At 43.9% G+C, this 21,336-nt stretch carries 14 protein-coding genes; 9 read left to right on the top strand and 5 right to left on the bottom strand.

Annotated features, from left to right (window positions below):
- The first annotated feature begins 1 nt into the window (after nucleotide 1).
- The 3 genes from KIT51_08635 to KIT51_08645 all read left to right on the top strand — a co-directional run bounded on the left by KIT51_08635 (nucleotide 2) and on the right by KIT51_08645 (nucleotide 2,099).
- Nucleotides 2–496, top strand: coding sequence for an N-acetyltransferase (locus tag KIT51_08635; protein UYN88295.1), 495 nt, complete (start codon nucleotides 2–4; stop codon nucleotides 494–496).
- A 94-nt stretch (nucleotides 497–590) separates the two neighbouring features.
- Complete coding sequence (locus KIT51_08640; protein UYN88296.1) at nucleotides 591–1,154, top strand: LemA family protein; 564 nt, start codon at nucleotides 591–593, stop codon at nucleotides 1,152–1,154.
- A gap of 3 nt (nucleotides 1,155–1,157) precedes the next feature.
- Entirely contained in the window at nucleotides 1,158–2,099 is a 942-nt protein-coding gene (locus KIT51_08645; GenBank protein UYN88297.1) for a M48 family metallopeptidase, read from the top strand.
- Here the strand turns inward: KIT51_08645 and KIT51_08650 are convergent, their stop codons facing one another.
- Nucleotides 2,100–2,843 (bottom strand): sulfite exporter TauE/SafE family protein, encoded by a 744-nt coding sequence (locus KIT51_08650; protein UYN88298.1) that lies wholly within the window; start codon nucleotides 2,841–2,843, stop codon nucleotides 2,100–2,102.
- 119 nt (nucleotides 2,844–2,962) lie between these two features.
- On the opposite strand from KIT51_08650, the gene KIT51_08655 reads away from it, so the two are divergent.
- Nucleotides 2,963–5,416: an ABC transporter permease gene (locus KIT51_08655; protein UYN88299.1), complete on the top strand. Its 2,454-nt coding sequence runs from the start codon at nucleotides 2,963–2,965 to the stop codon at nucleotides 5,414–5,416.
- Between the two features lie 26 nt (nucleotides 5,417–5,442).
- Nucleotides 5,443–5,841 (top strand): acyl-CoA thioesterase, encoded by a 399-nt coding sequence (locus KIT51_08660; protein UYN88536.1) that lies wholly within the window; start codon nucleotides 5,443–5,445, stop codon nucleotides 5,839–5,841.
- 3 nt (nucleotides 5,842–5,844) lie between these two features.
- On the opposite strand, the gene KIT51_08665 is transcribed toward KIT51_08660, so the two are convergent.
- The gene (locus KIT51_08665; GenBank protein ID UYN88300.1) at nucleotides 5,845–6,369 is read right to left on the bottom strand and encodes a DUF4136 domain-containing protein; all 525 of its coding nucleotides are present in this window, start codon (nucleotides 6,367–6,369) and stop codon (nucleotides 5,845–5,847) included.
- 228 nt (nucleotides 6,370–6,597) lie between these two features.
- Nucleotides 6,598–10,134, bottom strand: a complete 3,537-nt coding sequence (smc, locus tag KIT51_08670) for a chromosome segregation protein SMC (GenBank protein ID UYN88301.1) — start codon at nucleotides 10,132–10,134, stop codon at nucleotides 6,598–6,600.
- Between the two features lie 157 nt (nucleotides 10,135–10,291).
- On the opposite strand from smc, the gene KIT51_08675 reads away from it, so the two are divergent.
- From KIT51_08675 to KIT51_08685, 3 genes are all read left to right on the top strand, one after another.
- Nucleotides 10,292–10,864 (top strand): hypothetical protein, encoded by a 573-nt coding sequence (locus KIT51_08675; protein UYN88302.1) that lies wholly within the window; start codon nucleotides 10,292–10,294, stop codon nucleotides 10,862–10,864.
- Nucleotides 10,865–11,053: 189 nt separating this feature from the next.
- Nucleotides 11,054–11,389 carry a hypothetical protein gene (locus KIT51_08680; GenBank protein UYN88303.1) on the top strand — a complete coding sequence of 112 codons (336 nt, stop codon included), beginning with the start codon at nucleotides 11,054–11,056 and terminating at the stop codon, nucleotides 11,387–11,389.
- 10 nt (nucleotides 11,390–11,399) lie between these two features.
- A complete protein-coding gene (locus KIT51_08685; protein UYN88304.1) occupies nucleotides 11,400–18,857 on the top strand; it encodes a gliding motility-associated C-terminal domain-containing protein in 7,458 nt (2,485 codons plus the stop codon).
- Here KIT51_08685 and KIT51_08690 read toward each other — a convergent pair.
- Entirely contained in the window at nucleotides 18,854–19,864 is a 1,011-nt protein-coding gene (locus KIT51_08690; protein ID UYN88305.1) for an acyl-CoA reductase, read from the bottom strand. The two genes, KIT51_08685 and KIT51_08690, sit on opposite strands and share 4 nt — an antisense overlap.
- 92 nt (nucleotides 19,865–19,956) lie before the next feature.
- Here KIT51_08690 and KIT51_08695 point away from each other — a divergent pair, with 92 nt between their 5' ends.
- Nucleotides 19,957–20,304, top strand: coding sequence for a 4Fe-4S dicluster domain-containing protein (locus KIT51_08695; GenBank protein UYN88306.1), 348 nt, complete (start codon nucleotides 19,957–19,959; stop codon nucleotides 20,302–20,304).
- A 2-nt stretch (nucleotides 20,305–20,306) separates the two neighbouring features.
- Here KIT51_08695 and KIT51_08700 read toward each other — a convergent pair whose 3' ends face one another.
- Complete coding sequence (locus KIT51_08700; protein ID UYN88307.1) at nucleotides 20,307–21,215, bottom strand: DUF58 domain-containing protein; 909 nt, start codon at nucleotides 21,213–21,215, stop codon at nucleotides 20,307–20,309.
- Between the last annotated feature and the right edge of the window lie 121 nt (nucleotides 21,216–21,336).

Consider the following 21,336-nt stretch of genomic DNA (forward strand, 5'->3'; position numbering starts at 1 on the left):
TATGCAGCTTTCATTTACACCCTTAACAGGAGATAAGCTCATTGAGATTAAAGCCATCTACGACTGGTATATCAAAAACTCCACAGCCACATTTCATACAGAACCGATCGCGTTAGATCAGCTTCAGGAGTTTATTTTTATTGGTCACCCACTCTACAAATCATTTTTGATTTACGCAGATGGTGCGTTAGCCGGCTATTGCTTTTTAACCTACCATAAAAAACGCCCGGCCTATGACCGTACGGCCGAGATCAGCATTTACCTGAAGCCTGAGTTTATGGGCAAAGGAATTGGTAAAACAGCACTGGCGCATCTGGAGCAGGTAGCAAAAGAATTAGGGTTGAAAAATCTGGTGGGGGTGATTACCGGTGATAATACATCAAGCATGGCCCTGTTTGAAAAGGCTGGTTTTGTAAAATGCGCCCACTTTATAAATGTAGGGGAGAAATTCGGGAAGGTGCTGGATGTGGTGGCGTATCAGAAGGAGATTGGTTAATACTTTTGTTCAGCGCTGTAAATTAAAGTCAGCTAATAATTTTCAAACACCGCTCTGGTATCCTATTTTTAGTGCCATTAAAACCCATTGACACATGACCGGATTAATTATCAGTATTGTTATTGTTGTAGTGATTGTGATTTACGTCATCAGCATTTACAACAACCTTGTTAAACTCAGAATCAGAAGGGAAAATGCCTTTGCAGATATTGACGTGCAACTGAAACAGCGTCACGACCTTATCCCCCAACTTGTTAACACCGTTAAAGGCTACATGAAGCACGAAGAAGGTGTGCTCACCAAAGTAACAGAAGCCCGGAGCCGGGCTATGAGTGCTACGGGTATCGATAATAAAATCATGGCAGAACAGCAGTTATCCACGGCCATGGCTGGTTTACGTATTCAAATAGAGGCTTACCCTGATTTGAAAGCCAATACCAACTTCATGCACCTGCAAACTGAAATTTCTGATATCGAAAATAAACTGGCTGCTGTGCGCAGGTTCTTCAATTCAGCAACCAAAGAACTCAATACCGCTATTCAGGTTTTCCCTAATGTAATCTTTGCCGGTATGTTTGGCTTTAAAACAGCTGCTATGTTCGAATTAGGTGACGAACGTGCCGCAGCCACCAAAGCTCCTGACATCAACTTCAATTAACCTATGGCGGGTTATGTTGGAATTCAGGCACAGATAAGCCGGAATAACCGGATGTCAGTGTTTTACCTGATTGCCTTTCCGGCCCTGGTGCTGGGTTGCGTTTATGCTTTCTTGTATTTTGTGTCTGGCGATGAATACCGTGGGCCCGATGTGGATCAGGTTAACAATGCTTTTATAAGTGTGGCCCCGATTGTTTCCGGTATTGTACTCGTCTGGTTTTTAATAGCCTTTGCCTTTCATAACAAGATGATTGACTCCGCCACCGGTGCTCATACGCTGGCACGAAAGGATAACATGCGCGTGTATAACCTGGTGGAAAACCTTTGCATGACGGAAGGCATGACCATGCCGAAAGTTCACATTATTGAAGATCCGGCATTGAACGCATTTGCCAGCGGACTGTCGGAGAAAAGTTATACTGTTACGCTTACGCGTGGCATCATCGATAAACTAAATGATCAGGAGTTGGAAGGCGTAATCGCCCACGAGTTAATGCACATCCGTAACCGCGATGTTCGGTTATTAGTGATCACGATCATTTTTGTAGGCATTTTTTCATTTGTTGTTCAGATACTGTTCCGCAATATGTTGTATGGTGGCTCACGCAGTAGTAAAAAGGATAATAAGGGAGCTATTGTTGCTTTGGTAATTGCAGCAGTCGCTTATTTTCTGGCGTTGCTTTTTCGTTTTGGTCTATCGCGTAAGCGCGAATACATGGCCGATGCCGGAGCTGCAGAAATGACACGTAACCCACAGGCGCTTGCCTCTGCGTTGCGCAAAGTATCCGGAAACTATGAAGTAAAAGCCGTTAAGAATGATGACGTGAAAGAAATGTTTATTCACAACCATCCGGATAAATCATCCGGTTTCATGGGCGGACTTGAAGGATTATTCGCCACTCATCCGCCTATTGAAAAGCGGATAAAGGTGTTGGAGCAATTCTGATTAACCTACTAGTAAAAACTTAAGCCCTGCTGATATCAACACCAGGAAAAGAAAACTCACAATATATTGATTGTTGAGTTTTAGTGAGCCTAAATGTGATCCTGTATAGCCGCCTATTATCACCATGGGTATTAGGTATACAATTTCAACCGGAAGGTTTTTAAACGCCATGTAGTTGCCGGTGAGTCCAAGGATAGAATTGCAGAGTATAAACAATGCTGCCACGCCTGAGGCATTACGCAGGGTAGTAAAACCAAACATGATAATAATGGGGGAAAGAAAAATTCCACCGCCCACACCCAATAAGCCCGAAGTAAAACCGATTATAGCACCTAACACCAATGCAGTTGCCGGATGGATTTCGCGAACATTTTCTGTAGGCTTGATAAATTGCCGGAGGAGTAGGAGCGCACCGGAAGCAATAAGAAAAATACCTGCGAGTTTTTTAAACCAGTAAGGATCAAGATTCAGATATCCCCCTAAAAAAGCCAGGGGTATTGAAGTAATGGAAACCAGAACGAATAATTTTTTATCAAAGTACCCGGCTTTGATAAATTTATAGGAGGCGATCAGCGAAACAATAATGTTAAGGGTAAGCGAGATGGGCTTGATGGATTCTACCGGATAGGCCAATAAGGCCATAACAGCGAGGTAACCCGAGGCGCCTGCATGCCCTACAGATGAATACAGGAAAGCAATAATTAGAAAGAGAATACCACTGATGATAAGAAGGTTGATGTCCATGCGGGTGACAAGTTAAGAACCAAAATTTAAACTCAGTAAATTGACCAACAATACAACTTTTGAAGATTTAGATACATCCTTTACTTTACGTATTCCCTTGCTCACTAAACACTTGTTTTATGCTCAAAAACTATATGAAGATTGCTTTTCGTGCCCTATGGCGTAGTAGAGCACATTCAATTATAAATGTAGCCGGCCTTAGCCTGGGTATTGCCTGCTGTATTTTAATTGTACTTTTTGTAAAGGATGAGTGGACCTTCGACAGATTTCATGAAAAATCGGAACGCATTTACCGTGGGTATGTAAAGGAAAGCTATGGTGAGAATCAGGAATTTTTCAATACCGTTACACCCTTTCCGCTCGGCCCTACACTAAAAGAAAATCTTCCGGAAATAGAACATCAGGTGCGCTTTAACCCTTTTGGTACACAGGTGAAGGTGGGAGAGAATCAATTTTCAGAGCGTGCTACCATTGTAGGCGAACATTTCTTTGATGTGTTTGATTTCAGGATTTTAAAAGGCGAACAATCTAATGTGCTTGGGGGTAGTAATAATGTAATCATAACAGAACAGATTGCTGAGAAGTACTTCGGAGAGGATGATCCGATTAACCAGGTTATAACCATTCAAATCAGCGAAAAGCCTGAGGAATTTTTTGTTAAGGCGGTGGTTGAAAACCCACCGATTAACTCCAGCCTCCAGTTTACAATTCTTATTTCCGATCTTAATTATCCCAAAATGTTCAATGAGCAGGTGCTCACTTCATCGTGGTTTAATGTAAATCCGGAAACGTATGTGTTGCTAAAGCCCGGAGTTAAGGTAGCTGATGTATTGGAAAAATTTCCACCGATTTTCAAAACAGCGCTTGGTGAGGATGATTATAAAGAAAGCAATTATACAGTAGGCTTGCAGCCCCTTACCAGCATTCACCTCGACACCAGTTTTCCCACCGGCATTGCTCCGGTAAGCAATCCGCGTTATGCATATATATTAAGCGCGGTAGCCCTGTTGATACTTTTTGTCGCGTGTATCAATTTTGTTACCCTGTCTGTTGGCCGGTCGCTTAAGCGCGCAAAGGAAGTAGGCATACGAAAGGTAGCGGGTGCTCTTCGAAGCCAACTGGTCGTTCAATTTATTAGTGAGGCTGTATTGATCACGCTGGTATCACTTGCTTTGGGTTTTATTTTAGCCTTAGTGAGCTTACCGGTATTTAATACACTGGCAGCAAAAGAGCTTTCGCTTGGTTTAGATGTGTTCACGTTGTCAGTAGCAACTGTGTTGGTGGTAATTATTGGATTGATAGCTGGAAGCTATCCGGCCTTTGTACTTTCCAATTTTCGACCGGTTACGATTCTCAAAGGCAGTGTGCAGGGAATAAGCAGCCGTCAAGGGCTTCGTAAGGCGTTGGTCGGTATTCAACTTGTGCTAACTGTTTTTCTGATTTCCAGCACATTAATCATGCGCAATCAACTCAATTATCTTCAGGATAAGAATCTGGGATTTAACCGTGTACAACTTGCCGTTATACAACTCAATGTACCGCGTGAGGGTCGGTTAACAGAACGCGTTCAGCGTGGATTTGAAATGGTGCAGCAGTTCAAGGGTGAACTGTCAAAAGTTCCCGATGTGGCTGGGGTATGCGGCACATCTCATGATTTTGCAAATGGTAACTGGACAGGCGTAGGGTACACTGATCTGGATGGCGTGTATCGCAATTTTAATCTGAATACTGTTGAACCTGAATACTTCACGGTATTACAAATGGAATTTGCTGCCGGAAGAAATTTCGATAATAACTCAACTGCTGATGTACGAAGAGGAGTAATTGTAAACGAGGCTTTCGCTAAAGAACTAAAATGGGATGATGCTATCGGTAAAAAAATTCCTGGTAGAAATTTTGGAGACCATGAGGTTATAGGCGTGGTGAAAGATTTTAACTATGCTTCGCTGTATACCCGGGTTGAGCCATTGGTACTTGTCATGGATCCTTCAATTATTTTTCCAGGTGTTGAAAATATTTCCATAAGTAATTCACCGATTCCAAAATTATTAATCCGGTTGAAGCCCGGTAATATGGCGCAAACCATTGATCAGGTTAAGGAGGTTTGGAATAAGCTTACCGGCAGCCAGGAATTCTCTTTTACATTTGTTGATCAGGCAATTGCAGCGCAGTATGCCAGTGATCAGAATCTGGGTAAAATTATCCGTATCGCTACCCTGTTGGCTATACTTATTGGAAGCCTTGGGTTATACGGACTGGCTTCGTTGGCCATGCAGAGCCGCACAAAAGAAATTGGTATCCGTAAAGTATTAGGCGCAACAGAACGTTCCTTGTTGCTGCTCTTGTCAAGAGATTATGTTTTGTTGGTAATGGCTTCCATGCTGATCTCCATTCCCATAACCTGGTTAGTCATGCGCGATTGGCTTGCGGGATTTGAATACCGTGTAGCCATTGGTGTTGATGTATTTCTTCTTTCCGGATGTATTGCGCTTGGCATAGCACTTCTTACGATCAGCTACCAGGCTTTTCGCACGGCCTGGACACAGCCCGCAGAGACCTTAAAATACGAATAGTTTGCCTGACCCGCTTTAGTGAGTAAATTGAAAGCGTGAAAGCGTTTGAACAAACCATTACCGTTCAGCAACATGATATTGATGGACTTAACCATGTAAATAATGTGGTGTACCTTCAATGGGTACAAGATGTTGCCACGGCTCACTGGCAAAGTTTAGCCTCAGCGGAAATTCAGAAAAAGTATTCCTGGGTGGTTTTGAAACATGAGATAGAATACTTTTCTCCTGCTTTAATGAATGATGTTTTAATAGTAAAGACATGGGTTGAAAAATCGGAAGGTGTCCGCTCCGAAAGGCATGTTGAGTTTTACAATCAAAAAACCAATAAGCTTTTGGTTCGGGCGAAAACCAACTGGTGCTTGCTCGATGCCAATACTATGCGACCTCGAAGAATTGAGGAGGATATTCTTCAGTTATTTCATTAAGAATTACTTTTTGGAAGGTGGAAAATCCTTCAGTACACGGGTGATACCACGTTGAATATTTTTCTTTGATAAGTCGGGCGGATCTTCCAGGTATCCTTCGGCATGACTTTGCCAGATTACTTCGCTGCGTTGCCGGTCAACAACATGAATCAGCAATGTTCCCCTGGTAAGGATCACTTCTTCAGGTTGCAGAAAAGTTGTCCGGTAGTAATACGGATCATCCTGCACACCATGGTAGTAGATTGCCTTTTCATTTTCAATTGTAATGTGAAAATCCACCAACAGATCTGGATCATTATCATTATACTGTATTCCCTTCTTTTGCATTGTTGAGATGATAGACTCCTTTACATGACTTTGGACAACGCTATCATCCAGGTAGGCAGGGCCTGTAAACGTAAACGCACAACCTTCCAGCCAGCAAAAAGTTTTGTATTGGCTAAAGTCTATGCTGGTATCGTATTCTGTTCGAACAGTATCGCAGCTAAACGCTCCAATGATGAAGATAAAGAAGACTAACTTTTTCATTTTTTATAGGAGTTTCCATTTAGTCCTGAATTTTAAATCCGTTAAGTACGCGTATTTACCTTACCGCAGAGGCGCAATGACGCAAAGTAAGTGCGATTTCTTTGCGACTTAGCGTCATTGCGGTTTCTAAGATCTACCGAATCCTAAATGCTTGTTAAAGCTAACCCGGTAAATAAAAAATGGCTACGGGTTTTATCACGTAGCCATCTGATTTATGTCAGGAAGTACTTAGGCCAGTTCGCGTAAATCTACTGGTACTACTTTAGAAACACCCTTCTCTACCATGGTGATTCCGTAAATCACATCCGTAGAAGTCATGGTGCGCTTGTTGTGGGTAACGATCACAAACTGTGAGTCCTTGCTGAAGCTGCGAATGATGTTATTGAATTTATCAATGTTGGCATCATCCAGCGGAGCATCCACTTCATCGAAAATACAGAAGGGCGCAGGCTTCAATAAATACATGGAGAATAGAAGGGCTGTTGCTGTAAGGGTTTTTTCTCCACCTGAAAGCTGGTTAATGGTTAACGGACGCTTGCCTTTCGGTTTCGCGATAATGTCAATTTCTGATTCCAGCGGACTATTCGGATCGGCTAGTTTCAAATCACAATCATCTTCTTCATTGAACAGTGAACGGAATACCCGCTTGAAGTGATCGCGAATCTGGTTGAAAGCCTCCATAAATGTAATGCTGGCGGCACCTTCAATTTCCTGAATAGTATTTAACAACGATTCTTTGGCTTTCGCGAGATCTTCCTTCTGAGCGATGATGAAGTCGTTGCGCTCTTTAATTTCTGTGTAAGCTTCCATGGCCATGGGGTTGATAGGTCCCATGTTATCCAGGCGTTCGCGAATGCGCGAAACATCGTTGCGCAGTTTCTCCTCACTCAACGTTGCCAGTGCTTCATTTTCTTCCGGAGTGGTTTGCTGAGTAACGGAATCGAGGTCAATATTAAATTCAACCGAGAGACGTTCCTTCACCGAGTTCAGGTGAAGTTTACTTTCGCTGAGTTGGTTTTGCAACTCCATCAACAGGTTATCAATCGTATTGCGGGTATGTTGTACTTCACGCAAATCTTTTTCAACCTGATCGATGTTGCCGCGTGCTTCGTAATATTCTTTTTCAGCCTCACTCAATCCTTTTTCCATCTCATCCTTTTCGGCATACATGCCAATGAGTTCTGTGTCGTTGGTTTGGGTGGTTTCAATGATGTGCTTAACCTCGTCTTCGTTTTTTCTCAGTTCTTCAACGTTGAGTTCAATGCGCACACTGCTTTGCTCCATTGACTCTTTCTTAAAGCCGATTTCCTGATCAATGCTCTTGACACGGTTTTCCTGCTGATGGAAGAAAATATTCTGTTCATTAAACGCTGCTGATTTTTGACTGAGCAACTCATTCTGAGCGGCAAGTCTTCCGGTGATCTCGGCAAAGCGCTCCTCTTGTGTTAATACAGCATGGTTAAGCTCAGCAGCTTTTGGCTTGAGTTCATCAAGCTCTTTTAACAGTGAATCAATTTTTTCAAGGATATCCTCCCTGCGCAAATCCGAATTGCTGAGCATTTGAGAGAACTGTTCACGCTTGGTGCGGAAGGAAACGTACTCTTCGTTAACCTGACGAATACCATTTTGCAGTTCTTCAATCTCCTGGCGGATTTTCGTATTCCTTAATTTCTCAAGATCGCTTTGACGTTGAACGAGACTTTCACGGGTTTCATTCAATTTGCCGGTAAGCTCCTTAATTTCTTTCTCCAGTTTCTCGAGGTTCTTAGCCCTTCCGATTTTCTTTCCTTCAAACAACCCAACTGAACCACCCGAAAGACTGAATCTGCGTTTGGTAAGTTTGCCACTTTTGGTGATGAAGGTGTTGTCATCGTCAGTAGGTATTCCTTTAATATCGCCTTCGTAAACATAAACCCGATCAAGGATGTACGACATGAGTTTGCGATACTTCGGATCGAACTCAATAATTTGTGTAGCGGGGAAAGCATTGTCGTAAATGCGGGTAGGGGTGGGGTCAAATTTTTCGAAGGAATCAAGAATGAAAAAGTTGGCCTTGCCTTTAGAAGCATCACTTAAAATATTGATGGCCTCATATGCTTCCGCCTCATGCTCTACAATATAGTAGTTGAGGTAATTCTCTAAATAATTTTCAATCGGAACGCGATACTCTTCCGGACAGGTTAAAATATCGGAGAGTAGCGGAGCGTTTTTGGCGATTTTCTTTTTTAAGAATTTGATGGCTTCCGGAAAACCTTCCAGATTTTCAACTAATGATTTTGTCAGGTTGTATTCATTCTGGCGCGCATCTAATTTTCGGCCAATGGAGGTCATCTCTTCGCGTATCATTTCTATGGTTTTTTCCATGGAATGAATCCGGCTTAGGTTGTCTTCCTCTTCTTTTCGTAAATTTTCAAGAGCTGTATTTCTGATATTGATCTCTTGCTGAAGTTCAACCAGTTTGTTTTCAAACTCAACAAGGCTTGCACTTTGCTTATTGGTATCCGTGGCTGTACGATCAAGTTCCTGTTTGAAGGAGCTTACTTGTATTTCCCGAATCTCAACTGCTTTATTGGTTTGGAAGCTTTCTTCCTGTTTCTCGCGTTGCACCTGGCGAAGTGCATCTACTTCAGACTGCAGGGTGGCGGTAGCATTTTTCTGCTCTTCGTATTCTGACTTAAGAAGGTCAAGTTTCTGCGTTATCTCGGCAAGAATCTGACCGGCTGACTCTTTTTCGTTTTCCAGACTCTGAATGCTGAAACGTGCCCGCTCGTTGCTCTTCTTATCCTGTTCAATTTGTTCACGCAGGTTAGATGCACGGTCGTTGAGGTATTTTAATCGCTCATTCTTGATTTGCTTCTCACTTTCGTAGTGCCTGATTTTGGCCACGAATTCATTAATCGCTTTTTGCCGAGCGGAAAGTGTTTTCTCTTTTGTAATCAACTCCGCTTTTGCCTGTTCAATTTGTGCCTCTTTTTCTGCGGTATCGCTGGTCAGTGCAAGCTTGCGATCGTTTTCTTCCTGTATCTGCTTTTGCAGACTATCATACTTTTGTTTTTGCTGGCTTACGACAACCTTGGCCAGGGTAACACTTTTCTCCTTATATTCTTCCTTAATCTTATAATAATTCTCCGTTTGCTTGGCCTGCTTTTCCAGGCTCTTCATGTTTTTTTCTATTTCGAAAAGCAAATCCTCAACCCGTTCAAGATCGGCATCAGTATCTTCAAGTTTCTTAAGCGTTTCTTTTTTGCGTTTTTTGAATTTTGAGATACCGGCAGCTTCTTCAAAAAGCATTCTGCGTGAGTGATCTTTATCGTTCAGCAGATCATCCACCATGCCCAACTCTATAATAGCATAGCTGTTGGAAGCAATGCCCGTATCCATGAATAGATTGGTAATGTCCTTTAGCCTGCAGGTTACCCCGTTTAGCAGGTATTCACTCTCACCCGTGCGGTACAAGCGCCTGGTTATGGTTACCTGCGAGTATTCTGTCGGGAGTATATTTTTTGTGTTGTTGATGGTAAGCGAAACTTCGGCCATCTGAAGTGGGGAGCGCCCGCTGGTACCGTTAAAGATAACGTTCTCCATTTTTTCAGAGCGCAAAGCACTGGTTTTCTGCTCGCCCAGCACCCAGCGTATAGAGTCTACCACGTTGGATTTACCACAGCCGTTTGGCCCTACAATCCCGGTAATACCCTCATCAAAATTGATAACTATTTTATCGGCAAAACTCTTAAAACCTTTGATCTCCAGTTTGGCTAATTGCATGAATAAATATCGCTTATTGTGGTTGTTGAAAAAATGAAGGCAGCAAAGATAAAATGAAAACCACATAAGCCAAGCAAGCCTGCCACAGGATGTTTGGATTGCGGTAAAACCCGTTAGAATGGTATAAATTCAAATATTTTGGATACATTTGCTACGTATGGATAACCTGCAATTCTGGCTTTATGTAATCATCGGGGTGATATACCTGATTACCCAAGTTAGAAAGAAAGCCAGGGAACAGGCCCCACCACCAAAGCGCCCTGCCCAGCGACAACAGCCTGCTGCGCCTCAGTTTAAACCGGAGCCACAACAGTCTTCCCCAAAGCCTATATCGTTCGAAGATTTGCTTCGGGAGATTACAGAAGCAAAAAAACCGAAGCAAGAAGGGCCGCCAACATACGCGCCCTACAAGCAACCCGAATATGTGGATTATGATGATGACTTGGAGGATGAAGAGGACGAGTACAAACCTGTAATACCCGATTACCGGAAAACTGATCCGATATACCAGAAATACGAAGAAGCCAAGATTCATGATTATTCACGAGACTCCCTGGAGGAATCACTCAAGTTGGAAAATGTAAGTATGAAATACGGGAGGTTTACCGAGTTTGAGTCAGGGCAGCAGGGCGGTTCTGTTTTGCAAGGCTATGTTGATGATTTACGCGACCCGGAAGGGTTTAGAAAGGCCATAATCATGAGCGAAATATTAAACCGGAAGCATTTTTAAAACTTAAAAAATTGATTTTTTGCTTTAAATAGTACATGGATTGGGGATGAGTTTCTTTAGTAACACTACTTTTTTGCAGTAAGATCAATTAATCTGATCTTTACGATTAGCCTTAAAGGGCATTTTTTGGTTACATTAATTTTTTGGAAACTATATATACTAAGTTGATTTTTCTTATTTTCACTTGAGATGAACTATACTAAGGTATTACTATTCAGTACTTTGCTTGCATTATTCCTGCTTTCAGGCAAAGTTCCTGCCCAGGTTGCAGGCTGTGATGAAATTAACGTTGAGACAAAATTGTCACAACCATCCACGGGTAAAACAAACGGAAAAATTGAATTTATCTTCCGGGAAAAATCGAAAACCTATAAAATCTATTTGATTAACAAGGATCCAAAAGATGCCAAAAATCCCATGAAGGGTTTGGAAATTCGTGATTTGAAGGCTGGTTTTTATGATTTTGTCATCGTGGATGATAGGGGATGTACCAAACAGCTCACCGTAACCCTTAAAGGAATTTAAACTCATCAGGATGCGCCAGGCCAACTATTTTTTAATCGTTCTTCTTCTCTCACTGGTTTCCAGTATTGCGTATGCCCAACCTGCAACGGTAGTCGTTGATCAAGTCAGAAATGCTTGCGGTGGATCTTTTAACGGATCGGTTCGGATAACAGTAACCAGTGGAACCCCGCCATTTTCTTATTTCATACTTGGCTTAGGCTTCGGTGACACGCATTTTGGCCCGCTGAACACAGGTGTGCCGGCAACAGTTACTGGCCTTCGCCCGGACAACTATGTGTTGGTTGTTTCTGATGGCGACCCCGCTCCAAATTTCAATTTCTTTTTTGCCATCGCTTCATCACCAGTAATCACTGGTTCTGTCGATCCCGGATTTCCTATAAATAACAGCAGTTGTAACACCCCGGATGGCCAGATCAATGTTACAATAAGTGGTGGTTCGGGTTCCTACAACTACTCATGGACTGGCCCCGGTGCTTTCACGGCCAACACTGAAGACATTAGCGGGCTTGCAGGCGGCAATTACAACCTTACAGTAACGGACAATGGTTCAAATTGTACGTTCTCGTTGGGCCCAATAGCAGTAACTGATCCTCAACCAGCCTTACAAAATATTAGTAATCCAGGCACTCAACTGATTTGTGTGGGTAATGGCGCTACGGTTAGCCTGGCGGGCTCAGAGTCGGGGGTCGTTTATGAAGTGCTTGTTAACGGTTCATCAGTGGGCATTCCTACGGTTATCGGAACCGGTGGACCGATCAATATTCCGGTGCCGGTGGGCTCATTTTCCGATGGCGATATTTTAAATGTCGAGGCACGCCTGGGTGTTTGTACCCCACGCATCATGAATGGGTTTATCACAGCGGATATTGTGGCATTGGTGCTGACCAATTCAGTCACAAACAACACCAGTTGCGTAGCTTTTAATGGGGCAATTGATTTGACCGTAACGGGAAGCGCGGGAGCCTTTACTTATTCATGGACAGGCCCAAGTGGCTTTACCGCTAACACACAAGACATATCGAACCTTGAGCAAGGTACATACACCGTACAGGTAACCGATGTGCCAAGCGGATGCATTGAAACGGCTAACATTGTAGTAGGTGATGATCGGCCTGTGCTAACGCTCACTTCTGTGGTTACTGATAATACACGGTGTGTCGCTCCTTTCAACGGTGCAATCAATTTAACCGTGGCAGGTTCTGCAGGCCCTTTCACCTATGCATGGACCGGGCCGAGCGGCTTCACCGCCAATACCGAAGACATCACAGCCCTCGAAGATGGGGCTTACCAGGTTACTGTTACCGATGTGCCTAGCGGGTGCGTTGTTATTGGTAACATTGTTGTTGGTGATGCTTCACCTACGCTAACGCTTACCAGCGTGGTTACTGACAACACACGCTGTATTGCCCCGTTTAACGGAGCAATTAATCTTACCGTGGCGGGTTCAGCAGGCCCCTTTACTTTTGCATGGAATGGGCCTTCGGGCTTTACCGCCAATACTGAAGATATTACTGCTTTAGTGGATGGTGTTTATACTGTGTTGGTTACAGACAATGCCAGCGGCTGTACCGCTACTACCAACATAACGGTAAATAATGCTGCACCAACTTTAGTACTAACAACTACCAAAACCGATAATACCCGGTGTGTAGCTCCTTTTAATGGTACCATTGATCTTACTGTGGCGGGTTCTGTCGGGCCATTTACATTTGATTGGTCTGGCCCTGGCGGCCCTTATTCAACTGAGGATCTTGCCAACTTACAAAATGGTGTTTACACTGTTATTGTTACCGATGTACCCAGCGGATGTACCGCTACAACCAATGTTACAATCAATAACGTTGTACCTACGCTTACGTTAACCACGGTTGTAACAAACAACAGCCGGTGCGTTCCTCCATTCAATGGTGCAATAGACCTGACTGTTGCGGGCTCAACTGGCCCTTTTACTTTTTTGTGGACGGGCACGGGTGGGCCATATGCTATGGAAGACCTCGCTAATCTTCAGCCGGGTGTCTATAATGTCTTGGTAACGGATAACGCAAGTGGTTGTACAGCAACTACCAATGCCATTGTTGGAAATAATACGCCTACTCTTACCTTAACCACGGTTACAACTGATAACAGCCGTTGCATTGCACCTTTTAACGGCTCCATTGATTTAACAGTAGCTGGTTCAGCAGGGCCGTTCACCTATTCATGGACCGGCCCCGGTGGACCTTATTCAACAGAAGATCTTTCTAACTTACAGGATGGTAACTATTCTGTTTTGGTAACGGATGTGCCCAGTGGGTGTTCAGCAATTGCTAACGTAACGATTAACAACATTGCACCTACGTTAACATTAACAACAGTTGCTACCAATAACAGCCGCTGTGTTGCACCCTTTAATGGATCCATTGATTTAACGGTTGCCGGTTCGGCTGGGCCATTTACTTACTCATGGACAGGCCCGGGCGGTCCCTATTCAACAGAAGATCTTTCTAACCTACAGAGTGGGTTGTACATCGTTATTGTAACTGATGTAACCAGCGGATGTTCCGCAACTACCAATGTTAATATTGTCAACACTGCCCCAACGTTAACATTGAGCAGTGTGGTAACAGATAATAGTCGATGCGTTGTACCCTTTAACGGAGCAATTAATCTTACCGTGGCAGGATCAGCGGGTCCATACACATTTGCATGGACAGGCCCATCAGGTTTTACAGCCAGCACAGAAGATATTTCTGCCCTTCAGGATGGAAATTATTCAGTATTGGTTACGGACGTCCCCAGTGGTTGTACCGCCACATTGAATGTTTCTGTTGGTAATGCTGCACCAACCTTAACACTTACCAGTGCAGTAACTCCAAATGATCAGTGCGGAACACCTACAGGTTCTATCGACATCACGGTAGCAGGTTCGGTTGGCCCATTTACCTTTAGCTGGACAGGCCCTTCTGGTTTTACGGCCAGCACAGAAGATATTTCGGGTTTGATTGGGGGCAACTACACCATTACGGTAACCGACAACATCAGTGGCTGCGAAGTTATTTCGGTAATTAATGTACCGGATGTAACTTCAACGTTAACGATTACCTCTGTTGTAACAGACAACACAAGGTGTTTGCCGGCCTTTAATGGTGCCATTAACATTACCGTTGGTGGTTCTGCAGGTCCTTTTACGTTCTCATGGACGGGGCCAAATGGATTCACGGCAAACACGGAAGATATTTCAGCATTGGAAAATGGTGATTACGATGTTACCGTAACGGAAACGGCTACAAGTTGTACAGTAAGTGCCACAATAACCGTTGGCGACAATCGTCCGGTTTTTGTTTTGACAACCACTTCTGTTGACAATAATCAATGCGCAGTTCCTTTTAATGGATCTATTGACCTGACGGTTGCAGGCTCGCCAGGCCCTTTTACATTTGCATGGACCGGCCCTAGTGGATTTACGGCATCAACAGAAGATATTAATGCCCTTGAACCCGGAACTTATACTGTAACGGTTACGCACAATGTTTCGGGTTGCTTTGAAGTAGCCAGTGTTGTCATTTTAAATAATGCGCCTACGCTAACCTTAACCAGCAGCACAACTGATAATAGTCGTTGTACTGCGCCCTTTAATGGTTCTATAAATATTACTGTTGGTGGTTCAACCGGTCCGTTTAGTTTTAGTTGGACGGGGCCTAGCGGTTTTACTGCATCTACCGAAGATATCACCAATGTTGCGGATGGGCTATATACAGTTGTGGTAACTGATGGGCCTACCGGTTGTAATATTACTTCTAACATTACTGTCGGTAACAATACGGTATTACCAACCCTTACATCAATTGTTGTAGATAATGATCGTTGCAATGCACCGTTCAATGGTGCAATATTGATCAATGTTGTGCCCGCAGGTTCATATTCCTTCAGTTGGATTGGCCCTGGTGGTTTTACTTCATCGGCTGAAGATATAACGGCATTGGCACCAGGAGTTTACCAAGTTACGGCAACCCACAATACTACCGGTTGTGCAGTTATTCAATCGTTCACGGTCGGCAATAACGCTCCCGTTGTTACCGTAACGGCCGATGCCATCAGTGATAATTCATCCTGCACTGCACCGTTTAATGGAGCCATTTTAATTTCAGCTTCACCGGTTGGAACGTATACCTTCTCCTGGACAGGCCCTAATGGATTTACCTCTACCAGTGAAGATCTGACCGGTCTTGAGCATGGCGACTACATGGTAACGGCTACAAACACAACGCTTGGTTGTGCAGTAAGTGCAGTATTTACAGTTGGCGATAACACACCAACGATTTCCATTACTTCTCAAACTATTATTGATAATTCGAATTGCCAACCTCCGTTTAACGGATCGATTGCTATAACGGCAGGAGGAACCCCCGGACCTTATACTTTTAACTGGACCGGGCCGCTTGGCTTTACAGCTACAGGACCAGCTATAACCGATGTTCGCTCAGGAAATTATACAGTTACAATAGAGGATCAGAACAACGGTTGTAGTGATGTATATGTGCTGACGGTTGGTGATTTAACGCCACCTGTTTTGGTAACGCTTGACGCTTCTACACCAAACACAACGTGTCAGGCACCTTTCACAGGTTCATTGAATATTACCGCCTCCGGTACTCCCGGGCCTTTTGATTATTTTTGGACGGGCCCAGGTGGATTTACTTCAACCGATGAAGATATTACAGCACTTGTTCATGGTGACTATGACGTTACCGTAACGGACACAGGAATTGGTTGTCAGGCAACTGTTACATTTACTGTTTTAGATAACACACCACCAGTTTTGGTGTCTGTTGATAATATCACCAGCAACACGAACTGTATTGCACCATTCAATGGATCAATAACAGTAAGTGGTGGTGGTACAGCCGGACCGTTTGATTTTTCATGGACGGGCCCCAATGGTTTTGTTGGAACAGGTGCAACCATAACAGCGCTTGAACCGGGTGATTACGATGTTACCGTAACTGATCAGGTTTTGGGATGTCAAACAGTGAGTACTATTAATGTTCCTAATGCAGCTCCGGTTATTGCCATCACACAAACCATCACGCCAAATTCAAATTGCTTAGCGCCATTCAACGGAGCGATTCAGCTCACTTCCGTTACGGGTACTCCCGGTGGGTATGATTTCTCGTGGGCGGGCCCCGGTGGCTTCACTGCCTCAACACAAGACATCAATAATCTGGATGCCGGTGATTATACAGTAACCATAACCGATCAGAATATTGGCTGTTCCAATGTATTTGTTCTCAACGTTCCCCAAAATGCAACTACGGTTTCTATCTCACTGGTAAGTGCAACAGCCAACGATAGGTGTACCGGACCTTTCAACGGAGCACTTAATGTAACCATTGGTGGAACCCCTGGCCCTTATACAATTTCCTGGACCGGGCCTTCAGGGTTTACAGCTTCTACGGAAGACATCTCTGCTCTGGTGCATGGTAGTTATACAATAACAGTTACTGATGTTTTATTGGGCTGCACCAACGTGGCATCTTTTACAGTACCTAATGCGACTATTGGTTGTGGTGGTTTAAATTGCTTTGCCTACACCATTACTGTGGTGGATGCCTTAACACAACGTCCTTCGTGTAGCAACCAAAACGATGGCCAGATTACGTTGGATATTACCGGGCTTACTGCGGGCAACTACATCATTCAACTTATCGGAACATCCGGTACGCTAACCCAGGTTGGTCCTTCCGGTATTTACACGTTTAACGGATTATCACCGGATTCATACCAGTACAGAATTGAAGATGCGGTAGGTAACGTTTGTCAGCAACCCTATACCTTGGATGTTCAGGTAACGGTGCAGGCAACAGCCACTAACTTTGTTGATGCATCTTGTTTCGGCCAACCTACCGGTCAGGCCGTGTTTACGGTTATTTCCGGAGGTACTTCTCCTTTTCAATATTCCATTGATGGAATAAATTGGATAACTTTTTTGTCGGGTCAAACCATTACAACGTTACCTCCAAATGGTACTTACCCGGTGATCATCCGCGATAACCCGGCCGATCAGTGCCCGGCAACCGTTATGGTTACCATCAATAATCTTAATCCGGCCATTACAGCGGCATTAACAGCTTCACCGGCTACGTGTAACAATAATGATGGATCAATTACCATAAATACATTGCCTGCCGGTGGCGATGGTGGGCCGTATACTTTCCAATTTGGTTTAGCCGGGGCTGAAGTTCCGGTGGGCTTACCTGCCGGAAATGTTTTCAATAACCTTTCAGCCGGAACGTATAATTTCATTGTAACCGATAACAGTGGTTGTTCTCAGGTATTCACCCGCACGGTGGCGTTTCCAGGTTTTGTTAATGTTGCTCCTCCGGTTGTCAATGCCCCGGATTGTGTATCGGGTGGTACAAACGGCAGTATAATTTTAACCTTGCTTGACGTAGGCACTTATGAGTATGCAGTGACCACCGATCCGGTATTTGTTCCGGCTGTTTCGGATTATACATCAACGGGAGGGTTAACGGTTATTATTCCAAACCTGGTTAATGGAAATTATTTTGTTTGGTTGCGCTCATTGGGTTCGCAATGTCCTACAAAACTTGGCCCGATTACGGTGCAAGGTGTATTCCAAACCGGCTTTACAGCAACAGCAGCGAATGAGGTTTGCTTTGGTGATGGAGGCTCGATAGCTATTAGCAATATTTTTGGTGCCCCGGCATTGAATTACACCTATGAGTTGGTAACCGGAGGGGTTCCGGTTACCGGAACAATTACTTTCCTGGAAGCGCTCGATACGTATACTGTTACCGGCCTCGCTCCCGGAAGTTATCAATTGCGGTTGATACAGGATCAAACAAGCATCAATGGCTGTAGTGTAGCTACGTTGTTCCAATCCTTGAATATTTCAGGACCTTCAGCGGCACTAGGGTTCCAGGCTGTTGAACACATTAAAGAATCTTATCCTGACCTGCCTACCGGATCAATGCTGGTAGTGTTGCAAGAGAGTGGTGAAGTTGATTATGAACTGAAGATTGAACTGACCACACCGGTAGTTCCCGGTCAGTTTATCATTCGCGATTTTGCTGTTGTTACGCGCAACCCCGGCAACCTTCGCATGCAGGCTCAATACAATAATCTATATGCCGGTATTTACACCTTAACGGTGCGCGATGCTTTGGGATGTATTGTAACAACCGAAATAGAAATACCGGTTGATACGGACATATTTATCCCGAATGTGTTTACGCCAAATGGCGATGGTATTAACGATACTTTTGCGATCCGTAACCTGCCGGGCTCTGGCGCCAAGCTTATTGTATCCAACCGATGGGGTAACCAGGTGTATTCTTCAAACAATTACACGAATGATACGGCCTGGGATGGAGGAAGTGAAAGTGATGGTATATATTATTATCGTCTGCAGGCTAACGGACAGGTGTTTACCGGTTGGGTAGAAATATTAAGAGGGGTTAAACCTTAATTAATGGAACTCAAAAAGGCCATGGTATCGATACCGTCAGCATAGTCCCACAGTTCCGGTTGTTGGGTTTTACCAAAGGGAATTGTTGCGGGAAATTTTTCACCAACTACGCATTGAAGTTTAGAAGCGCTGGCCTCCAGCGCTTTTTTTAATGAGTTATCATCACTATACTGTTCGTAATACAATACGGCAATTGGCGAAACCAGTTTATCGCTCTCCTGCAAAAGGATAAAACCTGTGTCTAAAAAAGGAAGCTGGTTTACCAGTAGAATTGATTTTTGATAATCATAATTGTTGGCGTACTTATGATGTTGGATTACCGGTCCGAAACTTTTCCATGCTTCCAGTAAGGGCTTAAAGTCGTAAACTACGGGAATATATAGTTTGGATACATTCCGGCAACCTAAGCCAAAGTAATCAAATACATCGTATCCTAAGTTTATAAAGTCATTTTTGGTTTCAGTACCGGAGAGTATGGCGCACGATGTCCTGTTTCTTCGGATCAGGTGGGGCACATTCCGAAAGTAATATTCAAAATGACGGGCCGTATTATCACTACCGGTAGCAATTACCGCATCATAACCTTTAAGTGTTTCCGTTTGAATTGTAATATGGCTTTCAAAACCAGGCGCTATGCCGATAAGCCGTTCGATCAGGTAGCGGTTTAGTTTTGAATCTTTAGAACTCAGTTTTATAAGTGCTTTATGGCCGCTTAGCAATACACACAACAGATCGTGAAAGCCCACCAAAGGAATATTGCCCGCCATAATGAGCGCAATTGTTTTGGGATTACTGTTTTGGAGGTTGTAGTCCTGAAGCCATTGTTTTAACTTCTTGTGGTCCAGGTAATTTACAATGCCTTTTATAGCCTTACGAATACTGGCTTGGGTAAACCAGGGGTTTTCCTGGCCAGCTTCCATAACAAGTTGATCTACCGTATTCTCGTTCAGGTTTTGAAGGTGATGACCTAATGCGGTGAAGGCATTGATTCGTTGATCCGGGGTCATGAAAGAAAACTTTTAAAGTATTTACGTTGTTTGACGGATGGTTGAAGCAGATTACTTTTGCAACACTTGTAACGCGCGAAATTACTGAAAGCATGGCAATTAAAATTACTGACGAATGCATCAATTGCGGGGCCTGTGAACCCGAATGCCCGAACACGGCTATTTATGAAGGAGGCCGCGAATGGAACTGGGCTGGCGGAACCAAGCTCACGGAGGTTAAACTGGAGGATGGATCAGTGCAGGATGCCAAAATTTTACAAAAGCCCGTGTCAGATGAATTTTATTATATCGTTTCGGGCAAGTGCACCGAATGCACCGGGTTTCATGAAGAGCCGCAATGTGCGGCCGTTTGCCCAGTGGATTGTTGCGTGCCCGACCCGGATCACGTAGAATCAAAAGAGGTATTGGCTGCCCGTAAAGCTTACCTGCACCAGGAGTAAGGTCACCGCATCTTAGCCCGTTTTATCAGGTAAGTTTGCAGGATGGTATTTACATCTTGCCGGATATCCGCTTTAACGAAATCAATTTTGTACTGGTGGCAGCGTAACTTCAGGGTGTCATAGAAGTTTTTAGCCTCGTGCTGGTAGGAGAGCCGTATGTCACCGGGGTTTAGCTTCAGTTTTGCATTGCTCTCCAGGTCTATAAATTCAATGGGTTTGTCTTCAAATTGAAAAGTCAGCTCAGTGTCGTAATCCATTACATGAAAAACAATCACTTCGTGTTTATTGTGTTTCAGGTGTTGTAAGGCTTTAAAAAGTTCATCGGTATTATCCGGGTCACCATCAAACATATCGCTGAATAGCACCACCAATGAACGTTTATGGATTTTTTCAGCCGCTTCATGGAGCACCCTGGCAATTTCGGTTTGCACCTTCATGGGTTGTTGTTCCATAAGGCCATGCAATATTAACAGAAGCTTTTCAAGGTGCGACCGGGATGATTTAATAGGTGTAAGCGTGTCAATTTTATCGGAAAACAAACACAGCCCCACGGCATCGCGCTGCAGGTTTAGCATATAAGCCATAGCCGCAGCAGCAATAGCGCTGAACCTGATTTTAGCCTTTGTCTCGGCAGGGTAGAACATGGAGGGAGAAGTATCTATGGCAATAAGACAGCGGAGGTTGGTCTCCTCTTCATATTGTTTGGAAAATAACCGATCCGTACGTGCATAGGCTTTCCAATCGATATGCCGGGTACTTTCCCCTTCGTTATAAAGCCTGTGTTCGGCAAATTCAACAGAAAAACCGTGGTAGGGCGACTTGTGAAGACCGGTAATAAAGCCCTCTACCAATTGCCTCGCCAAAAGTTCAAGGTTGGCTGATTGCCTGATATCCTGTAAGTTAACTTTCATTTTACGGGCATGGTTATCTTAAAAAATGGGGCTTGCAAGCCCTTCTGTACGGTATTGCCTTATTGTGAACAAGTCTGAATAGTAAACAGTATTTGCAATGACTATTCAAAATACTATATTA

The sequence above is a fragment of the Cyclobacteriaceae bacterium genome, assembly GCA_025808415.1.
In the GTDB taxonomy this organism is placed as follows: domain Bacteria; phylum Bacteroidota; class Bacteroidia; order Cytophagales; family Cyclobacteriaceae; genus UBA2336.

What these genes read in the sequence shown, in the direction of transcription:
- KIT51_08635 (UYN88295.1), top strand. Translation starts at nt 2, where the DNA reads ATGCAGCTTTCATTTACACCCTTAACAGGAGATAAGCTCATTGAGATT.
- KIT51_08640 (UYN88296.1), top strand. Translation starts at nt 591, where the DNA reads ATGACCGGATTAATTATCAGTATTGTTATTGTTGTAGTGATTGTGATT.
- KIT51_08645 (UYN88297.1), top strand. Translation starts at nt 1,158, where the DNA reads ATGGCGGGTTATGTTGGAATTCAGGCACAGATAAGCCGGAATAACCGG.
- KIT51_08650 (UYN88298.1), bottom strand. Translation starts at nt 2,843, where the DNA reads ATGGACATCAACCTTCTTATCATCAGTGGTATTCTCTTTCTAATTATT.
- KIT51_08655 (UYN88299.1), top strand. Translation starts at nt 2,963, where the DNA reads ATGCTCAAAAACTATATGAAGATTGCTTTTCGTGCCCTATGGCGTAGT.
- KIT51_08665 (UYN88300.1), bottom strand. Translation starts at nt 6,369, where the DNA reads ATGAAAAAGTTAGTCTTCTTTATCTTCATCATTGGAGCGTTTAGCTGC.
- smc (UYN88301.1), bottom strand. Translation starts at nt 10,134, where the DNA reads ATGCAATTAGCCAAACTGGAGATCAAAGGTTTTAAGAGTTTTGCCGAT.
- KIT51_08675 (UYN88302.1), top strand. Translation starts at nt 10,292, where the DNA reads ATGGATAACCTGCAATTCTGGCTTTATGTAATCATCGGGGTGATATAC.
- KIT51_08680 (UYN88303.1), top strand. Translation starts at nt 11,054, where the DNA reads ATGAACTATACTAAGGTATTACTATTCAGTACTTTGCTTGCATTATTC.
- KIT51_08685 (UYN88304.1), top strand. Translation starts at nt 11,400, where the DNA reads ATGCGCCAGGCCAACTATTTTTTAATCGTTCTTCTTCTCTCACTGGTT.
- KIT51_08690 (UYN88305.1), bottom strand. Translation starts at nt 19,864, where the DNA reads ATGACCCCGGATCAACGAATCAATGCCTTCACCGCATTAGGTCATCAC.
- KIT51_08695 (UYN88306.1), top strand. Translation starts at nt 19,957, where the DNA reads ATGGCAATTAAAATTACTGACGAATGCATCAATTGCGGGGCCTGTGAA.
- KIT51_08700 (UYN88307.1), bottom strand. Translation starts at nt 21,215, where the DNA reads ATGAAAGTTAACTTACAGGATATCAGGCAATCAGCCAACCTTGAACTT.